Source organism: Chitinophaga polysaccharea (genome assembly GCF_902150045.1).
Lineage (GTDB): Bacteria > Bacteroidota > Bacteroidia > Chitinophagales > Chitinophagaceae > Chitinophaga > Chitinophaga polysaccharea_A.
Map to the genome: position 1 here is coordinate 1,425,157 of NZ_CABFVU010000002.1, position 17,260 is coordinate 1,442,416.

Here is a 17,260-nt window from a genome sequence, read left to right on the forward strand (position 1 = left end):
AATTAGAATCCAACATTTAAGCCCACCATGTATATTCTTGGTAAAGGCATACCCCTGTTATCGGTACCGTAGTTGATATTGCTTTCGCGGTTGGTATTGATTTCAGGATCTGCACCTTTATATTTGGTGATGATAAAGGCATTCTGTACCAGGGCATATAAACGGAGACTGTTCAAACCGATCTTTTCTTTGATACCAGGGAAGGTATAACCGAGGCTGATCTCACGCGCTCTCAGGAAGTCGCCTTTTTCGAGCCAGCGGGTAGAGGCCTGGTTGGTAGGCGCATCGGAGAGTACCAGTTTTGGAACATCTGTGTTTTTGTTTTCAGGAGTCCACCTGTTTTTGATCTCTTCCAGGTTGTTCTGGAAATAGTTGCTCATCAGGGCTGCACGGGTGGCGTTGTATACATAGTTACCACCGCTGTATTGTAGCAGGATACTCAGGTCAATGCCTTTGTAGCTGAAGGTGTTATTGAAACCGCCATACCAGGTGGGGTAGCCGGATTTATCCATGTATTGCGCGTCGGAAGCAGTAACAGCAGCCATTTGTTTGGTGCCGTCGGGAGAGGTCCATTTCCTGGCGGTAGGCACGTTAGGATCCAGGTTGTACATCACCAGTTCGCCTTTGGCATTGTAGTACATCGGGTTGCCGTTATCGGGGTTTACGCCGCCCCATTCAATGAGCTTGAAAACGCCCATGGTTTTGCCTACGCTCACCCTGTTATTTACTTTGATGATATCAGATCCATCTGCAGTGGCAGTCACCCTGTTTTTGATAAAGGTGAAGTTGATGCTGGAGTTCCAGGTGAAATCCTTTGTAGCGATGTTCTGGGTATTGAGCGTTAATTCCAGCCCCTTGTTCCACATGGTACCAATGTTGGTGGTGAGGATAGAACCAACAGCGCCGGTAACGGGATCCCATGGAGTACCCACGGTAGCCAGGATAGGCGCATCAAGGATCAGGTGGTCGATGTTGCTGTGGAAGTAGTCTGCCACAAAAGTGATCCTGTTTCTCAGCAGGGTAACGTCAACGCCTATATCCAGTTTCTTTGATTTTTCCCATTGAAGGTTAGGGTCACCGATCTGTGCAACGCCAAACCCGTTTATATCACCGTATTGTCCGCCTCCATACAGGGAACGGAAAGCATAGGCGCGGATATTGGAGTTACCTACCATACCGTAGCTGGCCCGGAGTTTCAGGTCGCTGATCACGGAAATATTGTCTTTGAAGAAACCTTCTTCAGAAATCCTCCAACCCACGGATACACCAGGGAAGTAACCACGGCGGTTATTGGAACCAAAGTCGGAATAAGCATCCGCTCTCAGGGTTGCATCAAAATAATATTTTGATCCGTAGTTATAACCTACTTTACCGAAGAAGGATTCGAAGGAGTTGGCATTCCTGCCGCCACCGGTATAACTGTTATCTGAACCGGCAAATAAACCGTCATAGATCTCTTTAAAATAAGAGTCTGCCAGGTTACCCTGGCCGGTGTATAATTGTTTCTGCTCGGTATGCTGCGATTCCTGGCCTATAGTAGCACTGATGAAGTGCAGATTGTTGATAGCTTTCGTATAGGTGGCGAAGTTAGACCAGTTCCAGAGGTTTTGCCGGAAGAGGTTTTCCTGCACCAGGCCGTTGTTGCCTAATCCCAGACCTGCCTGTAATGGACCGCTGTATTGGTCTTCAAAGTTCTGGAGTAAGTCAACCCCAAAACGGGAAGTGATCTTTAAACCGGCAATAGGTTCAATTTCCACGTAGGCGTTGGAAAGCACACGGGTGGAAGTGTTGTCGTTTCTTCCAAACTCCAGGTTAGACAGCGGGTGGAAGAAGCGGTTCAGTTTATTGGTAGTGATGTTGTTACCATCTGCAAGGTCACCGTTGCTGGACTTAATATACAGGTTACCGTTTTTGTCGTAAACCGGTACGTTTGGCATTGCGTTGTATGCAGAGAAGGTAGATCCTGCAAGGTATCCGTCGGACAGTACACCGTTGTTCAGCGATTTGGAGCTATATACGGAGATACCTGATTTCAGCCATTTTTTAGGTGTAACATCCAGGTTCATACGGATGCTTCCCCTGCGCAGGCGGTTAACGAGCACCATACCTTGCTGGTCGGCATATTCACCGGAAGCATAAAATTTTGCTTTCTCGGTACCGCCTGTTAGTGATAACTGGTGATTCTGGATAATACCGGTGCGGAACACTTCATCCAGCCAGTTGGTGCGGTCTGCTTTACCATCGCCATTGAGGTCAATGTCTTTAGCCAGGATAGGTGCAGTACCGCCTGTTTTGGTGGCATTCTTTGCTTTTTCATTCTGGATAATGGTAAAATCGTCGCCGTTCAGCAGTTTAGGTAAACGTACTGCGGTGCTGGCACCTACATATGCGTTGTAGTTTACATTGACAGTGCCGTTCTTACCTCTTTTGGTGGTAATGATAATAACACCGGCAGCAGCGCGGGAACCATACAGGGCACTGGCGGCGGCATCTTTCAGTACGTCTACAGACTCGATATCGTTCGGGTTGATGTCTGCCAGCGGGTTATAACGGGTACCGTTACCACTGTTGAAAACGTTCAGGTTAGTAACAGAATTCACCGGTATACCATCTACTATTACCAGTGGCTGAGAGCTGTTAGTAATAGAGTTGATACCCCTGATGCGGATGTTCACGTTATCGCCCAGTACACCGGAATTGGTGCTGATATTCACACCGGCAGCGCGGCCAGTGAGGGCCTGGTCAAAGCTGGTGGCAGGGCGGTTATTTACAAGTCCGGCTGATACATGGCTCACAGAAGAGGTAACATCTTTTCTTTTCAGTTCTCCATAACCGGTTACCAGTATTTCGCTCAGTACTTTATTACTGCTGCTTAAAGCAACCTGGATGTTCTGGCGGTTGCCTGCTTTTTCTTCTCTTGTTTCATAACCCACGAAAGAAAATTGTAAGATGGCACCGGCATCTGCCTGGATAGAAAATTTACCGTCGGGGCCAGATACCACGCCGGTTTTGGTGCCTTTGATAATAACAGATACGCCTGGTAGTTCCATACCATCCGATGCATCTGTTACCTTACCTGTAATCGTTCGGGTCTGGGCATAGGCATGCACCACACCGATGGCTAGTAAAAGCCATAGTAGTAAACCTTTTTTCATACGGTTTCAATTTGGTTTAGATATATAAGAAATATTGTGGCGGGCAGCCTTGCCTCAGATTTTGGTTTATTAATTCATCGGGTATTATGCAGCATGGGCGCCCGCCTTATTCATGTTATTCAGATTTTGGTTTAAAGATGATCTTGTTGTTCAACAGAAATATTTCCCGGAACCTTACGGGAACCAGTGCAGTGATCTGTTATGTAAATGATTTAATAAAAGAAACCCGGCCGTAGCTGGCAACGCCACCACCATGGATATCTACGGTAAATTAATCAGCAAAAACAATCAGTACAGCGTGTTCAAATTTTGGTTATAGGGTCCATGTTCAGTTACAGCGGGTAAAAGCTGCAAACAAACTGGATGATTCTCATTCGCAACATAAAAGTATATCGTTTTTGGGATAAAAACAATATTACGCGGGATGTTTATTTTGAAATATAATTACTTACCTCCGGCAGGTTGCCATTGGGATCCCGGAAGTAAATGGAGCGGGTTTTACCGGTAGCATCCGTGTGGTCAACAATTCCGGCTTCCAGTGGGAGCGGGTGCCTTAGGATCTGGTTAGCAAAAACGATGGATTTCCATTAACTTGCCGTATGGATAAAAAAGCTACTCCCAACAAGCTGACTGTATTCTTTAAAAAGCTGGGCCCCGGGCTTATTACCGGCGCCAGTGACGATGATCCGTCCGGTATTGCCACTTATTCGCAGGCCGGCGCACAATTCGGGCTGGCTACTTTATGGACTTCCTTGCTCACCTTCCCGCTGATGGCGGCTATCCAGGGCATGTGCGCCCGCATTGGGCTCGTTACCAGCCAGGGCCTGACCGTTACGCTTAAAAATAATTATCCCCGGCCGGTACTATACATTATGCTGCTGTTCAGCTTCCCCGCTATTACGCTGAACATAGGCGCCGATATCCAGGGCATGGGCGCAGTGTGCAACATGATTTTCCCGGCAGTGCCGGTGTCAGTTTTTTGTGTGTTGATCACTGCCGTTATGATGTTCGTGATCATACAGTTTTCCTATGAGAAAATTGCGATGATCCTGAAATGGCTTTGCCTGTCGCTGCTCCTGTATGTTATCGTGCCCTTTATGATAAAACAGGACTGGGGTGATATTGCCAAACATACTTTTATTCCCACTATCCAGTATAACAAGGATTTCTTTTCTATCATCGTGGCTATTCTTGGCACCACCATCTCGCCTTATCTCTTTTTCTGGCAAACCACTATGGAAGCAGAAGACCAGGCACACAACGGTAAAGGCATTGTAGTAGATAAAAAGATACTGGGCGAAATGAAAACAGATGTGAATACCGGGATGTTATTCTCCAATATGGTTATGTTCTTTATTATCCTCACCGCCGGCAGCGTGCTGTTTCCCGCCGGTGTAAGGGAAATAGATACGGTAGACCAGGCCGCTAAAGCACTGGAACCGCTGGCAGGTAAGCTTACTTACCTGATCTTTGCCACCGGGGTACTGGGTACGGGGCTCCTGGCCATCCCTGTATTGGCAGGTTCTCAATCGTATATGCTGGCAGAAACACTGGGGTGGCAGGCCGGCCTGGATAAAAAGTTTTCCCAGGCCAAACCGTTTTATATTTCTATCATCATTTCCCTGGTAGTAGGGCTATCGCTCGATTTCCTGGGTGTGAGCCCCATAAAGGCGTTGTTGTACACCGCTATTGCCTATGGGCTTACAGCCCCGGTAATGATTGTGATGATCATGCATATAGGTAATAATAAGAAGATCATGAAAGAACATACCAATTCGAAGCTGTCCAATATCCTGGGCGGACTTACCCTGTTATTAATGACTGCCGCCGCGGTGGCCATGATCTGGTTCCTGTTCTGATTTCCCGTTTTGATATTTTTAATCACTGCCAGCGAAATGAATATTTTAAGAAAGGTATTTACCGGTACCGGTATCTTGTTCTCTTTAACCGTTATCTCACAGGAACGTATACACGTAAATAGTTTTGGTCTTGCGCCGAATACTTTCACAGACGCCACCACGCGCGTGCAGCAGGCCATTGCAGCCTGTAAGGATAAGCCCGGGGCTATACTGGAGTTTGCCCCCGGACGTTACGACTTTTACCCTGACAGCGCCGTGAAGAAAGTATATTTTATTTCCAACACCTCCAGCGAAACAGAAGTGCCTGAGAAAACGAAGACCATCGGGTTGTTCTTTGAGCACTTCAAAGATCTTACCATTGAAGGCAATGGAGCGGAATTTGTTTTTCATGGGAAGATGACCACCTGGGTATTTGACCATTGCGAACATATCACTATGCGGCATGTAACCATAGATGCGGAACGCCCTTCCATGTCGGAGATGACGCTGAAAACAGTCACTCCCCAAATGGTGATTGCCGCCATACATCCGGATTCCAGGTACAGTATTATTGATCAGCACCTGGAATGGCATGGTCCCCGCTGGGGCATGAAGATATTCCATGCAGTACTGGCCGATACGGCTAAAGGTGTCTACACCTATTCTTCCTGGGCCCCGTTTCAAAAAAGTAAAGCCGTTACCATAGCTCCCCATACGGTGCAGTTCAACGGTGATTTCTCCGGCTTCAAAGGCGGGCCCGGCAATGTATTTACGGTTAGGGACGGTATCCGCGACCAGGTAGGCGCCTTCATCAATCATTGCCGTAACGTTCGGCTGGAACATATCAACATGCGTTATATGCATGGTCTTGGTATTGTATCGCAGTTCTCTGAAGATCTTCACTACAGTCATATACAGATTATGCCCGGTGAAAACAGCGGCCGCGTGATGGCTGCTTTTGCCGACGGGATGCACTTCTCCGGCTGCAAAGGAGATATTACCATTACAGATTCGCATTTTAAAGGGCTGCACGACGATCCGGTGAATGTGCATGGCACTCACCTGGTCATTACCGGCAAACCTGGTCCACGGGTACTGAAACTGCGTTTTATGCACCACCAGACGTATGGGTTCCAGGCATTCTTTGCCGGCGACAGCATCGGTTTCGTACATGCGGCTACGTTGGAAGGATACGCCAAAGGCCGGGTGACCGCAGCCCGCATGATCAGTGAAAGGGAAATGGAAGTGACGCTGGACAAAGACCTGCCGGAAAGCATCATTGCCGGCGACTGTCTTGAGAATATCACCTGGGTACCATCGCTCACGGTACGGAATTGCCTGTTTGAGGCGGTGAATACAAGGGGATTGCTGGTAACCACCCGTAAAAAAGTGGTGATAGCGGGAAACCGGTTTTACCGGACAGGCATGCATGCCATCCTCATTGCAGACGATGCAGCCAGCTGGTTTGAATCAGGGCCGGTAACAGATGTGGAGATCAGCGGTAATACCTTTGAAGGATGCGGGTATAACCTGTCGCCGGATAACAATTATGTGATTGCCATAGCACCGGAAAACCACCAGTTACTGAAGGGCTATATGGTGCATCATAACATCAGGATAGAAGATAATGAATTCAGGATCTACGACTACCCGGTGTTAACAGCCCGCAGTACCGGCAACTCATCGTTTACCCGTAACCGTGTTACCTGGCTGAACAACTTCCTGCCCCCGGGAGCGCCACGCCCTGCTTTCCGGCTTACCGCCTGTGAAGGGGTAAAAATAAACGGTAATGAATGGCAGGCGCCTTTTAAACCAATGGTGTTGTTGCAGGACATGAAAACTAAAACGGTAAAAACAGACTTGCCGGTGGAAGTAAGGCCATAATTATTTTACCGTTCTGAAACCCTGGTTGCTGAAAGAGGCCCGTTTATGTACACGGCCTATATCCACGGAGTTGAAGAAGGAGCAGGAAGCCTGACTGCACCACCAGGACCCGCCGCGGGCATGCGCCAGGGTTGGGCTTTCATCCGGTTTTATTTTACCGGAACAAAATTCGAATACATTCCCGTACATATCATACAGGCCCCAGGCATTGGGCTGAAAGCTGCCAACAGGCGCCGTGTACAGGTAACCATCTGAACTGTCGGCCTGCAAATGGTCTTTCCCATGCCATATGTTGGCGTAGCGGCCTATAGACGCTTTTTTCTCTCCAAAAAAATAAGTGGTGGCAGTGCCTGCCCGGGAAGCAATTTCCCATTCATCCAGCGTAGGAAGCCTTACCCCGGCCCATTTGCAATAGGCCACCGCATCGTTGTAACTGATGCAGGTAACGGGATGCTCCATTTTATTTTCAATGCCACCGGCGCTTACGCCATTGGGAAACCGCCAGCAGGCGGTAGAATCATTGTTCCATTCAAACTCCCGCAGGCCTGGGGCAAATACCAATGCATCATGCCGTTGCTCTGCATTGGTGATATAACCGGTGGCTGCCACAAAAGCGGCAAACTGCCGGTTGGTGGTTTCGTATACGGAAATATAAAAGCTATCCACGGTTACCCGCCGCGCCGGGTTGAGCATATGCCGGTGCCCGCCAACATGGTAATTGCCGGCAGGTACCAGCACGTAACCACCCGGCGTTTGCGCAAAGCAGCAGTAGCTGCCTAACACCAGTAATGCAGTACTAACCTTTTTTAGGAAGCCCATTGTAAAATGCAGTAGCCCGCTCAATGATCAGCGCTTCATTGGCAGTGTTGAAGTTCAGGAACGCCTGGTAACTGGTACTTTCATCGGCATACAGTTTTTTGTAAGAGGAAGAGGAGAGGAAAGGCGCATATTCATTATTCTTCATCAGTATCATCAGCAAGGTAAGTATATCATGATCTTTATGATCCTTGTTATAGGTGCTGATGAGCAACGGGATCATTTCCCGGCCATTGACTTCAATGATCGCCTTCTTATAATTAACGCCTACCCGGTTGCTCCGCTGGATGGAACTGCTGATGAGCGCTATGGCGGAATCGCGGTTAGCCGCCAGGAAGCGCGACTGGCGCTGACTCCAGCTGTATTCGCCGAAGGCATCCGGTAGTTGCGCAAAGATCTTTTTATGTTCATCCGGGACAGGAGGCATGGCATCACAGTTCTGGCTATACGATTCAGCATGGATCAGGTGATAGGTGAGCTTTTCCCGCATGGATAACGCCATATATTCCTTTTGGGGCAAAGCAACATTGTCGTTTTCATCTGATCCGGCTTTGGCCACCAGGGCCAGCACTTTTTCCAGTCCATCCGGTGGCCTGCTTATTTTCAGGCGGTATTCGTGATAAGCCTGGCTTTCCTTGCTGGGCTCCACCCATGTTCCATCTTCCTGGGAAAAACAAACGCTGTAGGCAAATACGGATAAAAGAACCGCTGCAATCTTCTTCATACAATACTTTTGGAATTAAAACTTATGGAAAGATACACGGATTTTGTCTGACTCAGACAAAATCCGCATCACGGCGCCAGCCTCAGCTGCATAGCCTTTTTATGCTCCAGTTCCCGGTGATGCCGGAAAACGCTTTTTGTTACAAAATGGCCTAATGCCAGGCCTACCCATACATCGCTGCTCCAGTGCCGGTTCTCGTACAGGCGGGTGGCGCCGGTGAGACCGGCAATACCATAAGATACCCACGGCACCCAGGGATGATCTTTTCCATACAGCTCTGCAAAGGCGGTAGCTACGGTCATTACGGTGAGGCTATGACCTGAAGGAAAGGAGGTATGTTGTTTATCCTTACTGAAAGGAGCGTTAAAGCTGAACGGAGAATCATAATAGGTAGGGCGCCCTCTTCTTATAATACTTTTCAGGGTGGCATAAATGGCGGTGGAGATGATCAGCGATTTAGCGGCCATCAGCCCGCCGTGCTCCAGGTTGCGGTCTTTTATAAGAACGCCCGCTACATACATGCCGGCTACAAGGTAGGGGGAATAGGCGTTGCCAAAGGGCTCTATCTGGTCGGTTACACTGGTAACAAAATTCGACTGATGACGCACAAAGAATTGCTTCGTACCATAATCCCCTGCCAGCAATACGCCTGTTACACCGGCTACTACGCCCAGCCGGATATAGTCCTTTTTCTGCCAGTGCGCAGGCCTTGCCACTGTGTATTTTAAATCCTGCCAGATGCTGCCCAGGTAAACGCCGTTTATGCGGTACCGTATCAGGGTATCGCCGGATTTGATATTTGTATGGTTGCTGTCTGCCTGAATAACGGGCAGGCTGCTGTCGGACTGCGCCTGTACGCGGAAAGAAAAAACAAACAGTAAAAGGAAAATAAGCCGGAATCCCATCAGTGAATACTTTGCAGAGAGCACGAATGTAGTATTTTTTTAAAGAGGAGCAGCGCCGGAATTGTTTAACTTTAGGGCTATAATTATCAGTAGTATGAAAAACTGTTTCTTCGCGCTTTTATTATTGCTTGCCACCGGCAATGCTATGGCACAGAGAGTTACGCCAGACGTGATCTCTACCTCCAAAGGCCCGCTTACCATCCAGCCCGTTAATCATGCGGATCTGGTGTTGTCAGTAGCCGGTAAAACCATTTATGTGGACCCCGCGGGTGGCGCTGAACCACATAAAGGCCTGGCGGCGCCGGACATCATCCTGGTAACGGATATTCATGGCGATCATTTCGACCCGGTTACTATCAATGCCCTGAAAAAGGCCCACACACTTATTATTGCGCCGGCAGTGGTAACCGCCAAATTGGAAGGCATACCTGCTGCCCAGGTGATTACCCTGAAGAATGGTGAATCAAAAAAGGTGGAAGGAATTTCCATCAACGCCATCCCGATGTACAATCTTCCTGAAAGCGCCACTGCCATGCATACCAAAGGCAGGGGTAACGGGTATGTGCTGAAAGCAGGCGGCAAATCCATTTATATCTCCGGCGATACCCAGGGCATTCCTGAAATGAGGGCGCTGAAAAATATTGACGTGGCTTTCGTGTGTATGAACCTGCCCTATACAATGGATGTAACAGAAGCGGCAGATGCTGTACTGGCCTTTGCGCCCAAGGTAGTATATCCTTATCATTACCGCGGTAAAGACGGGCTCAGTGATGTAAATAAGTTCAAAAGCCTGGTGGATGCAGGCAACAAAGGAATTGATGTGAGGCTGCGCGATTGGTATGCGAAATAATTGGAACTATCGTTTATGTACCTACGAAAAGCATAACTACAGGATATTTGTATAGTTTTGCGGCTCATTATGCATTTATCTTTTTTCTTCGAAACAATTATCACACTGGCCGTTATTATCGCCATCGCCGTGCTGTGCGTGAAAAAGCGTAAGCTCACTCCCGGCGGTGGCGTAATGGCGGCCGTTGTGGGCCTGCTGGTGGTAGCCGGTACCGGCTATGGTGGGTTATTATTGCTTGGCGCCTTTTTTATAATGGGCGTAGCTGCCACCTCTCACAAAAAACAGCTGAAAATATTACCCGGGCAAACCCACCCGGAGCAACGGAGCGCCGGCCAGGTGTTTGCCAATGGAGGAGTAGCCGCCATTATGGCTTTGCTGGCATTAATAAACCCCGACATCGACGATATGTACCAGATGATGCTGGCGGCCAGCCTGGCTGCGGCAACCGCAGATACGTTGTCGTCAGAATTGGGAATGGTGTACGGCCGTAACTTCTACAATATCCTCACCTTTGAAAAAGAAGCCAAAGGACTGGACGGCGTGGTTAGCCTGGAAGGCACCCTGCTGGGTGCAGCGGGAGCAGGTATCCTGGCACTGCTTTACGGTATCTGTTTTGGTATGGACGAAAGCGTATGGTTTGTAGCCATTGCAGGTATTGCGGGCAACCTGGTGGATTCCCTGCTGGGTGCTACGCTGGAGCGGAAACACATAATCGGCAATGATACAGTGAACTTTGGAAATACTTTGTTTGGCGCTATTACGGCCATGCTGCTGTACCTGTTGTAACAGATAAGTGTTCTTTACCGGGCGGCACTTATAGGAAGGACTCCTGCGTAATTGCAAAGTTAATTTCCCCGGATAAAAAATTTACTAAACCTTTTGCCGGTTTTATTGTTGTAATGGCTGGAAGGTACTCTTCAGGTTGCTATGAAGGTATCTTGCGTTGCTGTACGCAAAACAGATTGGTAGCTCATATTCTATGGAAGAAAAGCAAGTATAACTATTATCCTGAAAGATCTGATGAAAAGGATGCTGTCGACCAAAAGCAGCATAGTGACCTTCGTCCCCAATTAATACCCCCGAACGAAGATGGCGGTTTCAGGATGTCCGGACTGAAAAGACCTCAATAATGATATACTTCTTCATACTGAAAGAATGTACAGCACTGGTTAGCAGCACCCGGTTACCGGGGTCATTTATTACTTACTGATATCTTAAAGGATTTCGTATGAGCATGAACATGAGATCAAAGTTAATGCTGTTGCTGATGTTTTCGGGGCTCCTGTATAAGCCGGTATTAACCCAGGCGCAGCAGAACTTACAGTTCAGCCAGTATGTTTTTAATATGCTGAGCGTGAACCCTGCCTATGCAGGTTACAAGGAAGACCTGTTTGCCAATGCCATTTACAGGAAACAATGGGTGAATTTCCCGGGTGGGCCTCAAACAGGTGGTGTATCTTTAGACGGCTCCCTGAACGCTTCCAGGGATAACCGGGTAGGACTGGGCCTGCAGGTAATGTACGATAAGCTTGGCCCGCAGGACGCTACCTCTATTTACGGGATGTACTCCTACCGTATACCGCTGAATGAAGACGGCGACAAACGTTTATGCCTGGGGGTGGGAGCGGGCGTTACCCAATACGCCATTGATGGCAATGCCCTTGTATACCACGACGACAACGATCCTACCATTCCTATGGGCAGGGCATCTACCTGGATCCCCGATGCAAGGTTTGGCATCTATTACTTCACCCCTAAATTTTACGTGGGTGCCTCCGTAATGGACCTTTTTTCTCTTTACACGGATGCGTCCCGCTACTACTGGAAAGGATACCAGTATAAAACCATCCGTAAAACACAGCACCTCTATGTAAACGCCGGTATCATGTTCGACCTGTCTGAAACGGTAAAGTTCAAGCCATCTATCCTGGTAAAAGAAGACTTTAAAGGACCTACCAATGTGGATCTTACCGCGTTGTTCCTTATCGCCGACCGGCTTTGGGCGGGTGGCTCTTACCGCACCGGTGTGAAAATATGGAGCAAGCCGGCGCTGGATAAAGACCTTGAACAGCTGGACGCGGCCAGTATATTGGTACAGTTTAATATCACCAATCAATTCAGGTTAGGATACGCCTATGATCTTACAGTAAGCAAAATGTCGTCTTTCCAGAGCGGATCACATGAACTATCCATCGGTTATTTATTCCCCGGTAAAAAAGCCAGGGTGATCAGTCCGAGATACTTCTAAAACAGGCTATTCATTTAAACAGACGCTATGAAAAAATATGCTGGTATAATACTGCTTACTTTCTCCATACAGTTTTTACAGGCACAGGAACAATTATCGCTGGATAAGCAGGCGGCTGTTTATTACGATAAATACGACTATGCGAAAGCGGCATCCCTGTATGAAAGGATTGCCGCAAAGAAAAAGGATAAAACCAGCACCCTGGTGCTGGAACGACTGGCCGATTCCTACCGGCATATGAATGAATATGAAGCCGCCGCCGGCTGGTATGCCAAACTGCTGACCCGTTCCGATGCCCCGGCCGATGCAGGGCTGTATTATGGTGATATGCTGAAAAGCACCGGTAAATACGCCGAAGCAAAAGCCGCTTACACACAGTATGCACAAACAGGTAACCAGGAACGGGTGAAAAACCGCATTGCCGGATGCGACGTCGCACAGGAATGGATACAGTCGCCCACACCGGTGGCCATCCGTAATGTGGAAAGGCTCAACACTGTCGGGTCCGACTGGGGCGCCACCGGCTACCCCGGCGGCATTGTGTTTGTATCGGATTCATTGTACCGTAACCAGCTGCAGAATGGCAGCCATTTCAACAGGAATGTATATGGCCGTACCCGTGCCGATTACCAGGGCCTTTATATAGGCGATACAGCCAATTACGGGAATGTATATATCAATGATTTCTCGCCGGCGTTTAACTGGTCGAAATACCATGTAGGGCCGGCTGTTTTTGATAAAGATTACCGCACTGCTTATGTAACCATGACAAACGCCGACCGCCGTATTCCTGCCGTAAAGGAAAATAAGGTGAAGTATGGCTACCGCCGCCTGGAATTATTTTCCTCGGTTAAAGATGCAAACGGCAAATGGGGAGAACTGATCCCCTTTCCCTATAACAAACCTGATGAATATTCTGTAGGCCATGCCGCACTCAGTAAGGATGGCAACACGCTTTATTTTGCAGCTGATATGCCCGGCGGACAAGGAGCTACGGATATCTGGTACAGCGAAAAACAGGGAGATGGGAAATGGGGAGCGCCGGTCAACTGCGGACCCGGCATCAATACACCTGAAGCAGAAGAATTTCCCACTATAGCGCCCGATGGCAGCCTGTACTTTTCCAGTAAAGGGTGGCCGGGCATGGGTGGTTTGGATATCTTCCACAGCTCCGGTAGTAAAGCACAGTGGAGCGCACCGGAAAATCTCCGTTACCCGACCAATTCCCCCGGCGATGATTTTTATTTTGTAGCCGAAGCTAACGGGAACACTTACTTTGCTTCCAACCGGACCGGCGGCAAAGGAAGTGATGATATCTATAGTATTACCACGCCTCCCGTATATACGTATACGCTTAACCAGGTACCCCCCGGCCTGGTGATCCCCTTCACAGGTACAGTTTGTGCGCCATTGGCCGAAGCGTGTATTTATATTTATAACAAACAACGGCAAATTGGCTGGTGCTTTATCGGGCAGCCCGGCCGTGAAATCACGCTCACACTGGAAAAAGATACCGACTATGAGATCCGTATCCACTATCCCGGTGGCCGGCGCATGGAAACCATTCCATTCACTACACGTGGCATGAAGGAAGGGGAGATATTGAAGAAAGATATTTGCCCGGTACAACAGTAATTATTTACGGGAGATGTAAGTGCGGCAGGATTATTTCTTTGAAGCATTCCTGCGCGGGGCTATCTTTGAAAAATGAACCTGCTGATCAACAGTATCCTTCAACATGTATCGCTGAGCGAAGCGGATATGAAACGTATTCCCGGTTATTTTGAGCCTGTGCGTACCCGGCGCCGGCAATTCCTGTTGCGGGAAGGCGATGTTTGCCGGCACGAGTTTTTTGTATTGAAAGGTTGTTGCCGTCAATACGAAAGAGACGCTGCCGGCAGGGAAAATGTATTACAGTTCAGTGTAGAAGGCTGGTGGGTCACTGATCTCGACAGCCTGCTTACCGGGGCTCCCTCCCTGTTTAATATTGACGTGCTGGAAGGGGGCGAGGTACTGCGTATCAACCGGCAGCAGCTGGAACAATTGTTTGACGATATACCCGCAGTGGAGCGTTATTACCGCATTATTTCCCAGCGTGGCTATGTCTCCCTGCAGCGCCGTATCCTGTCGCTGCAAAAGCCGGCCATAGAACGGTACCGCAGTTTTGTAAGCCGGTACCCTTTCCTGGAAACACGCCTGCCCCAGCACCAGGTGGCGGCGTACCTGGGTATTACCCCTGAATCATTGAGCCGTTTACGGCATAAGATCGCAAAGGAATCGTTATAACCACGATTTCTTATCATTTATCATTTTTCAAAGGTGAGGAAGTGCACAACTTTGCCCTAAAGTTTTATATATGAGCACACATCCGGTATTGGCGCCGCTTACGCTGGCGCAGCAAACCATTAAGAACAGGATTGTATTGGCGCCTATGAGTCGCGCCAGCGCTACATTGCAGGGTATTCCCACAGCGGCTATGCACGATTACTATGAACGCTTTGCTGCCGGTGGCTTTGGGATCATTATCACGGAGGGACTATATACAGATACAGTAGCCAGCCAGGCATATCCGCATCAGCCGGGATTAGCCACTCCCCAACAGGTGGCAGGCTGGCGGGAGCTGGCAGGGAAAATAAAGGCGCACGGCAGTTTATTTATCGCGCAACTGATGCATGCCGGCGCCCTATCACAGCATTTACAGCATACGCTGGCGCCTTCTGCAGTAATACCATTGGGCCGTAAGCTGCGCTCCTACGGCGGTGGCGATGGCCCTTTCCCGGTGCCTGCCGCTATGACGCATGCTGATATTGCCACCGCTGTGAAAGGATATGCCGCAGCGGCTGTTAACGCGGTAGCTGCCGGTTTTCACGGGATAGAGGTACATGCCGCCAATGGGTACCTGCCCGACCAGTTTTTAACGGCATACACCAACCTGCGGCAGGATGAATACGGTGGATCTGTAGCCAACCGTTTCCGTATCATCGCTGAAATTATTACTGCCATCAGGCAGGTGGTGCCTCCGCAGTTTATTATCGGGCTGCGCTTGTCGGAAGGCAAAGTGAATAACTTCAGCTATCGCTGGCCGGATGGCGCCGTTACTGCAACTGCCTTGCTGGAAGAAGTGAAAAAAACGGCGCCGGATTATGTGCATATTTCAGGAGAAGGCAGCACCTGGGAAAAGCTGGGCGCCTATGCGCACGGGGAAACGCTTACGGGAATGGCTAAACGTATAGTACAGGTGCCGGTAATTGCCAACGGCGGCATGGAAGAGCTGGCCGTGGCCGGAAGGGCATTATCGGAAGGGCATGCTGATCTTATTTCCCTTGGAAAGGCGGCACTCGCCAACCCCGACTGGCCAGCACGTGTAGCGGCAGGGACGCCGTTCATTGCTTTTGAGCGCGCCATGGCAGAACCTTTCCCGCCGGTACAATGATAGGTTCTTTCGTGGAAAGGGTAAATTCCCGGTGCATTAACAGGTGCTTCCCCTGGCCGGGTAATTTCCCCGTACATTGATCAGGTTGCCCGGGACCTGGTAAATTTCCCCGGCAGGGGAAATTTTAACCACAAAAGAGGCGATAGGTTATTCGCCGTTGTTCAGCATTTCCATTTCGAGGAGCTTGCTGCCTCCGGCAAAGTCTGCAGCGGCATCCGGGCACAATACCATGCCCAGGGAGTTCATCATCTTCTGGGCTACGAGATCTATATCTTCTGTAGTGGTAGCCAAAAATGGCGCCTGGCTTTTCAACCGCTGGATCAGGGCGTTTTTCTGGGCAACAGAAATATCTACCAGCTTATTAATTCTTTCTACAGCAGCTTTGTATAATTCGTCGTAATAAAAAAGCATGTTCATGTCAGCAGGTTATTTTGTATGGCTCAAATGTAGCCCTTAGCTTATAATCCTGGCTATATGAAAATATTATGACCTATAATTAATAATTATAAATGGACCTGGCCATTTTGATGAAGCGTTTATTGAGATCGCTGGTTTCGCCTTTGCGCTGTATAAAATAAAAGCTGCGTTCTATCCGCAATGTATCGAAGCTGAGGATGGTCAGTTCCCCGTGCTGCAGTTCTTTTGCAATAGAGCGTGTAGAGAGGAATCCTACGCAGCCGGATTCCAGCAGGAAATTTTTCAGGGCTTCGGTTCCTCCCAGTCTTACTTTTATTTTGAGATCGTTCAGCCGGATCTTGCTTTTCTGAAGTCCTTTTTTGAGCGCTTCCAGTGTGCCGCTGCCACGTTCCCTGATGGCAACGGGCATTTGCAGGATATCTTTCAGTGGGTAGTTCTTTTTGCGGGCCAGCGGGTTATCATGACTGCACACGGCTACAATCCGGTCTTTCAGAAAAGGCTGGTAGGTGATATTGCTCAGTTGTCCTTTTTCTTCCGTAACGCCGATATTGATTTCTTTGTCGAGCAGCGCCTGCAATACTATTTCACTGTTCCGGTTGAGCAGTGAAATATCTACCAGGGGGTATTCCCGGTGAAAGGCAGACATCACTTTGGGTAATATATACAGCGCGGCGGTGGTGCTGGCGCCCAGGTTGAGCATGCCGGTAGCCTGTTGTTTGTCGTGGATCACCGAAATATCGAATTCCGTTTCCTGCTGAATATGGCGTACTGTAAGCAAGCGGTTGTACAGCAGCTGGCCTGCTTCGGTCAGTTCTATCTGTAATCCTTTTCTTTCAAACAGTTTGGTTTTATACTGTTCTTCCAGTCCTTTAATATGGGTACTTACAGCAGGCTGGGAAATGAATAAGGCCTGGCTGGCTTTTGAAAAGCTTTTCTGGTGGGCTACTTCCATAAAGATCTGGTGACGGTTAGATAGCATGTGCGCAAATT

14 protein-coding genes are annotated in these 17,260 nt (G+C 48.9%); 8 read left to right on the forward strand and 6 right to left on the reverse strand.

What is annotated here, in order from left to right:
* Positions 1-2 precede the first annotated feature (2 nt).
* Positions 3-3,155, reverse strand: coding sequence for a SusC/RagA family TonB-linked outer membrane protein (locus FN124_RS20380; protein WP_142686591.1), 3,153 nt, complete (start codon positions 3,153-3,155; stop codon positions 3-5).
* 599 nt (positions 3,156-3,754) lie between these two features.
* On the opposite strand from FN124_RS20380, the gene FN124_RS20390 reads away from it, so the two are divergent.
* Together FN124_RS20390 and FN124_RS20395 are read left to right on the forward strand one after the other, a co-directional pair.
* Entirely contained in the window at positions 3,755-5,014 is a 1,260-nt protein-coding gene (locus tag FN124_RS20390; RefSeq protein WP_142686592.1) for an NRAMP family divalent metal transporter, read from the forward strand.
* A 36-nt stretch (positions 5,015-5,050) separates the two neighbouring features.
* Positions 5,051-6,877 carry an alpha-1,3-galactosidase-related protein gene (locus FN124_RS20395; protein ID WP_142686593.1) on the forward strand — a complete coding sequence of 609 codons (1,827 nt, stop codon included), beginning with the start codon at positions 5,051-5,053 and terminating at the stop codon, positions 6,875-6,877.
* Here FN124_RS20395 and FN124_RS20400 read toward each other — a convergent pair whose 3' ends face one another.
* From FN124_RS20400 to FN124_RS20410, 3 genes are all read right to left on the reverse strand, one after another.
* Positions 6,878-7,696 (reverse strand): SUMF1/EgtB/PvdO family nonheme iron enzyme, encoded by an 819-nt coding sequence (locus tag FN124_RS20400; RefSeq protein WP_142686594.1) that lies wholly within the window; start codon positions 7,694-7,696, stop codon positions 6,878-6,880.
* Complete coding sequence (locus FN124_RS20405) at positions 7,674-8,417, reverse strand: hypothetical protein (RefSeq protein ID WP_142686595.1); 744 nt, start codon at positions 8,415-8,417, stop codon at positions 7,674-7,676. The genes FN124_RS20400 and FN124_RS20405 overlap by 23 nt, the downstream gene beginning before the upstream one ends.
* Before the next feature lie 68 nt (positions 8,418-8,485).
* Positions 8,486-9,346 carry a phosphatase PAP2 family protein gene (locus tag FN124_RS20410; protein ID WP_260607532.1) on the reverse strand — a complete coding sequence of 287 codons (861 nt, stop codon included), beginning with the start codon at positions 9,344-9,346 and terminating at the stop codon, positions 8,486-8,488.
* 70 nt (positions 9,347-9,416) lie between these two features.
* Here FN124_RS20410 and FN124_RS20415 point away from each other — a divergent pair, with 70 nt between their 5' ends.
* The 6 genes from FN124_RS20415 to FN124_RS20440 all read left to right on the forward strand — a co-directional run bounded on the left by FN124_RS20415 (position 9,417) and on the right by FN124_RS20440 (position 15,853).
* Positions 9,417-10,172 carry an MBL fold metallo-hydrolase gene (locus tag FN124_RS20415; protein WP_142686596.1) on the forward strand — a complete coding sequence of 252 codons (756 nt, stop codon included), beginning with the start codon at positions 9,417-9,419 and terminating at the stop codon, positions 10,170-10,172.
* 69 nt (positions 10,173-10,241) lie between these two features.
* Positions 10,242-10,958 (forward strand): DUF92 domain-containing protein, encoded by a 717-nt coding sequence (locus tag FN124_RS20420; RefSeq protein ID WP_142686597.1) that lies wholly within the window; start codon positions 10,242-10,244, stop codon positions 10,956-10,958.
* 454 nt (positions 10,959-11,412) lie between these two features.
* Positions 11,413-12,420, forward strand: a complete 1,008-nt coding sequence (locus tag FN124_RS20425; RefSeq protein ID WP_185937284.1) for a PorP/SprF family type IX secretion system membrane protein — start codon at positions 11,413-11,415, stop codon at positions 12,418-12,420.
* A gap of 27 nt (positions 12,421-12,447) precedes the next feature.
* Positions 12,448-14,055, forward strand: coding sequence for a tetratricopeptide repeat protein (locus FN124_RS20430; RefSeq protein WP_142686599.1), 1,608 nt, complete (start codon positions 12,448-12,450; stop codon positions 14,053-14,055).
* A 72-nt stretch (positions 14,056-14,127) separates the two neighbouring features.
* On the forward strand, positions 14,128-14,706 hold the full coding sequence (locus tag FN124_RS20435) for a Crp/Fnr family transcriptional regulator (RefSeq protein WP_142686600.1): 579 nt from the start codon (positions 14,128-14,130) through the stop codon (positions 14,704-14,706).
* A 70-nt stretch (positions 14,707-14,776) separates the two neighbouring features.
* The gene (locus FN124_RS20440; protein WP_142686601.1) at positions 14,777-15,853 is read left to right on the forward strand and encodes an oxidoreductase; all 1,077 of its coding nucleotides are present in this window, start codon (positions 14,777-14,779) and stop codon (positions 15,851-15,853) included.
* A 147-nt stretch (positions 15,854-16,000) separates the two neighbouring features.
* Here FN124_RS20440 and FN124_RS20445 read toward each other — a convergent pair whose 3' ends face one another.
* Complete coding sequence (locus tag FN124_RS20445) at positions 16,001-16,270, reverse strand: hypothetical protein (RefSeq protein ID WP_142686602.1); 270 nt, start codon at positions 16,268-16,270, stop codon at positions 16,001-16,003.
* Positions 16,271-16,349: 79 nt separating this feature from the next.
* Positions 16,350-17,249 carry a LysR substrate-binding domain-containing protein gene (locus FN124_RS20450; protein WP_142686603.1) on the reverse strand — a complete coding sequence of 300 codons (900 nt, stop codon included), beginning with the start codon at positions 17,247-17,249 and terminating at the stop codon, positions 16,350-16,352.
* Positions 17,250-17,260: the final 11 nt, after the last annotated feature.

Excerpts from the sequence above, each read along its gene's own strand:
- FN124_RS20380 (WP_142686591.1), bottom strand. The coding sequence starts at position 3,155 with ATGAAAAAAGGTTTACTACTATGGCTTTTACTAGCCATCGGTGTGGTG.
- FN124_RS20390 (WP_142686592.1), top strand. The coding sequence starts at position 3,755 with ATGGATAAAAAAGCTACTCCCAACAAGCTGACTGTATTCTTTAAAAAG.
- FN124_RS20395 (WP_142686593.1), top strand. The coding sequence starts at position 5,051 with ATGAATATTTTAAGAAAGGTATTTACCGGTACCGGTATCTTGTTCTCT.
- FN124_RS20400 (WP_142686594.1), bottom strand. The coding sequence starts at position 7,696 with ATGGGCTTCCTAAAAAAGGTTAGTACTGCATTACTGGTGTTAGGCAGC.
- FN124_RS20405 (WP_142686595.1), bottom strand. The coding sequence starts at position 8,417 with ATGAAGAAGATTGCAGCGGTTCTTTTATCCGTATTTGCCTACAGCGTT.
- FN124_RS20415 (WP_142686596.1), top strand. The coding sequence starts at position 9,417 with ATGAAAAACTGTTTCTTCGCGCTTTTATTATTGCTTGCCACCGGCAAT.
- FN124_RS20420 (WP_142686597.1), top strand. The coding sequence starts at position 10,242 with ATGCATTTATCTTTTTTCTTCGAAACAATTATCACACTGGCCGTTATT.
- FN124_RS20425 (WP_185937284.1), top strand. The coding sequence starts at position 11,413 with ATGAGATCAAAGTTAATGCTGTTGCTGATGTTTTCGGGGCTCCTGTAT.
- FN124_RS20430 (WP_142686599.1), top strand. The coding sequence starts at position 12,448 with ATGAAAAAATATGCTGGTATAATACTGCTTACTTTCTCCATACAGTTT.
- FN124_RS20435 (WP_142686600.1), top strand. The coding sequence starts at position 14,128 with ATGAACCTGCTGATCAACAGTATCCTTCAACATGTATCGCTGAGCGAA.
- FN124_RS20440 (WP_142686601.1), top strand. The coding sequence starts at position 14,777 with ATGAGCACACATCCGGTATTGGCGCCGCTTACGCTGGCGCAGCAAACC.
- FN124_RS20445 (WP_142686602.1), bottom strand. The coding sequence starts at position 16,270 with ATGAACATGCTTTTTTATTACGACGAATTATACAAAGCTGCTGTAGAA.
- FN124_RS20450 (WP_142686603.1), bottom strand. The coding sequence starts at position 17,249 with ATGCTATCTAACCGTCACCAGATCTTTATGGAAGTAGCCCACCAGAAA.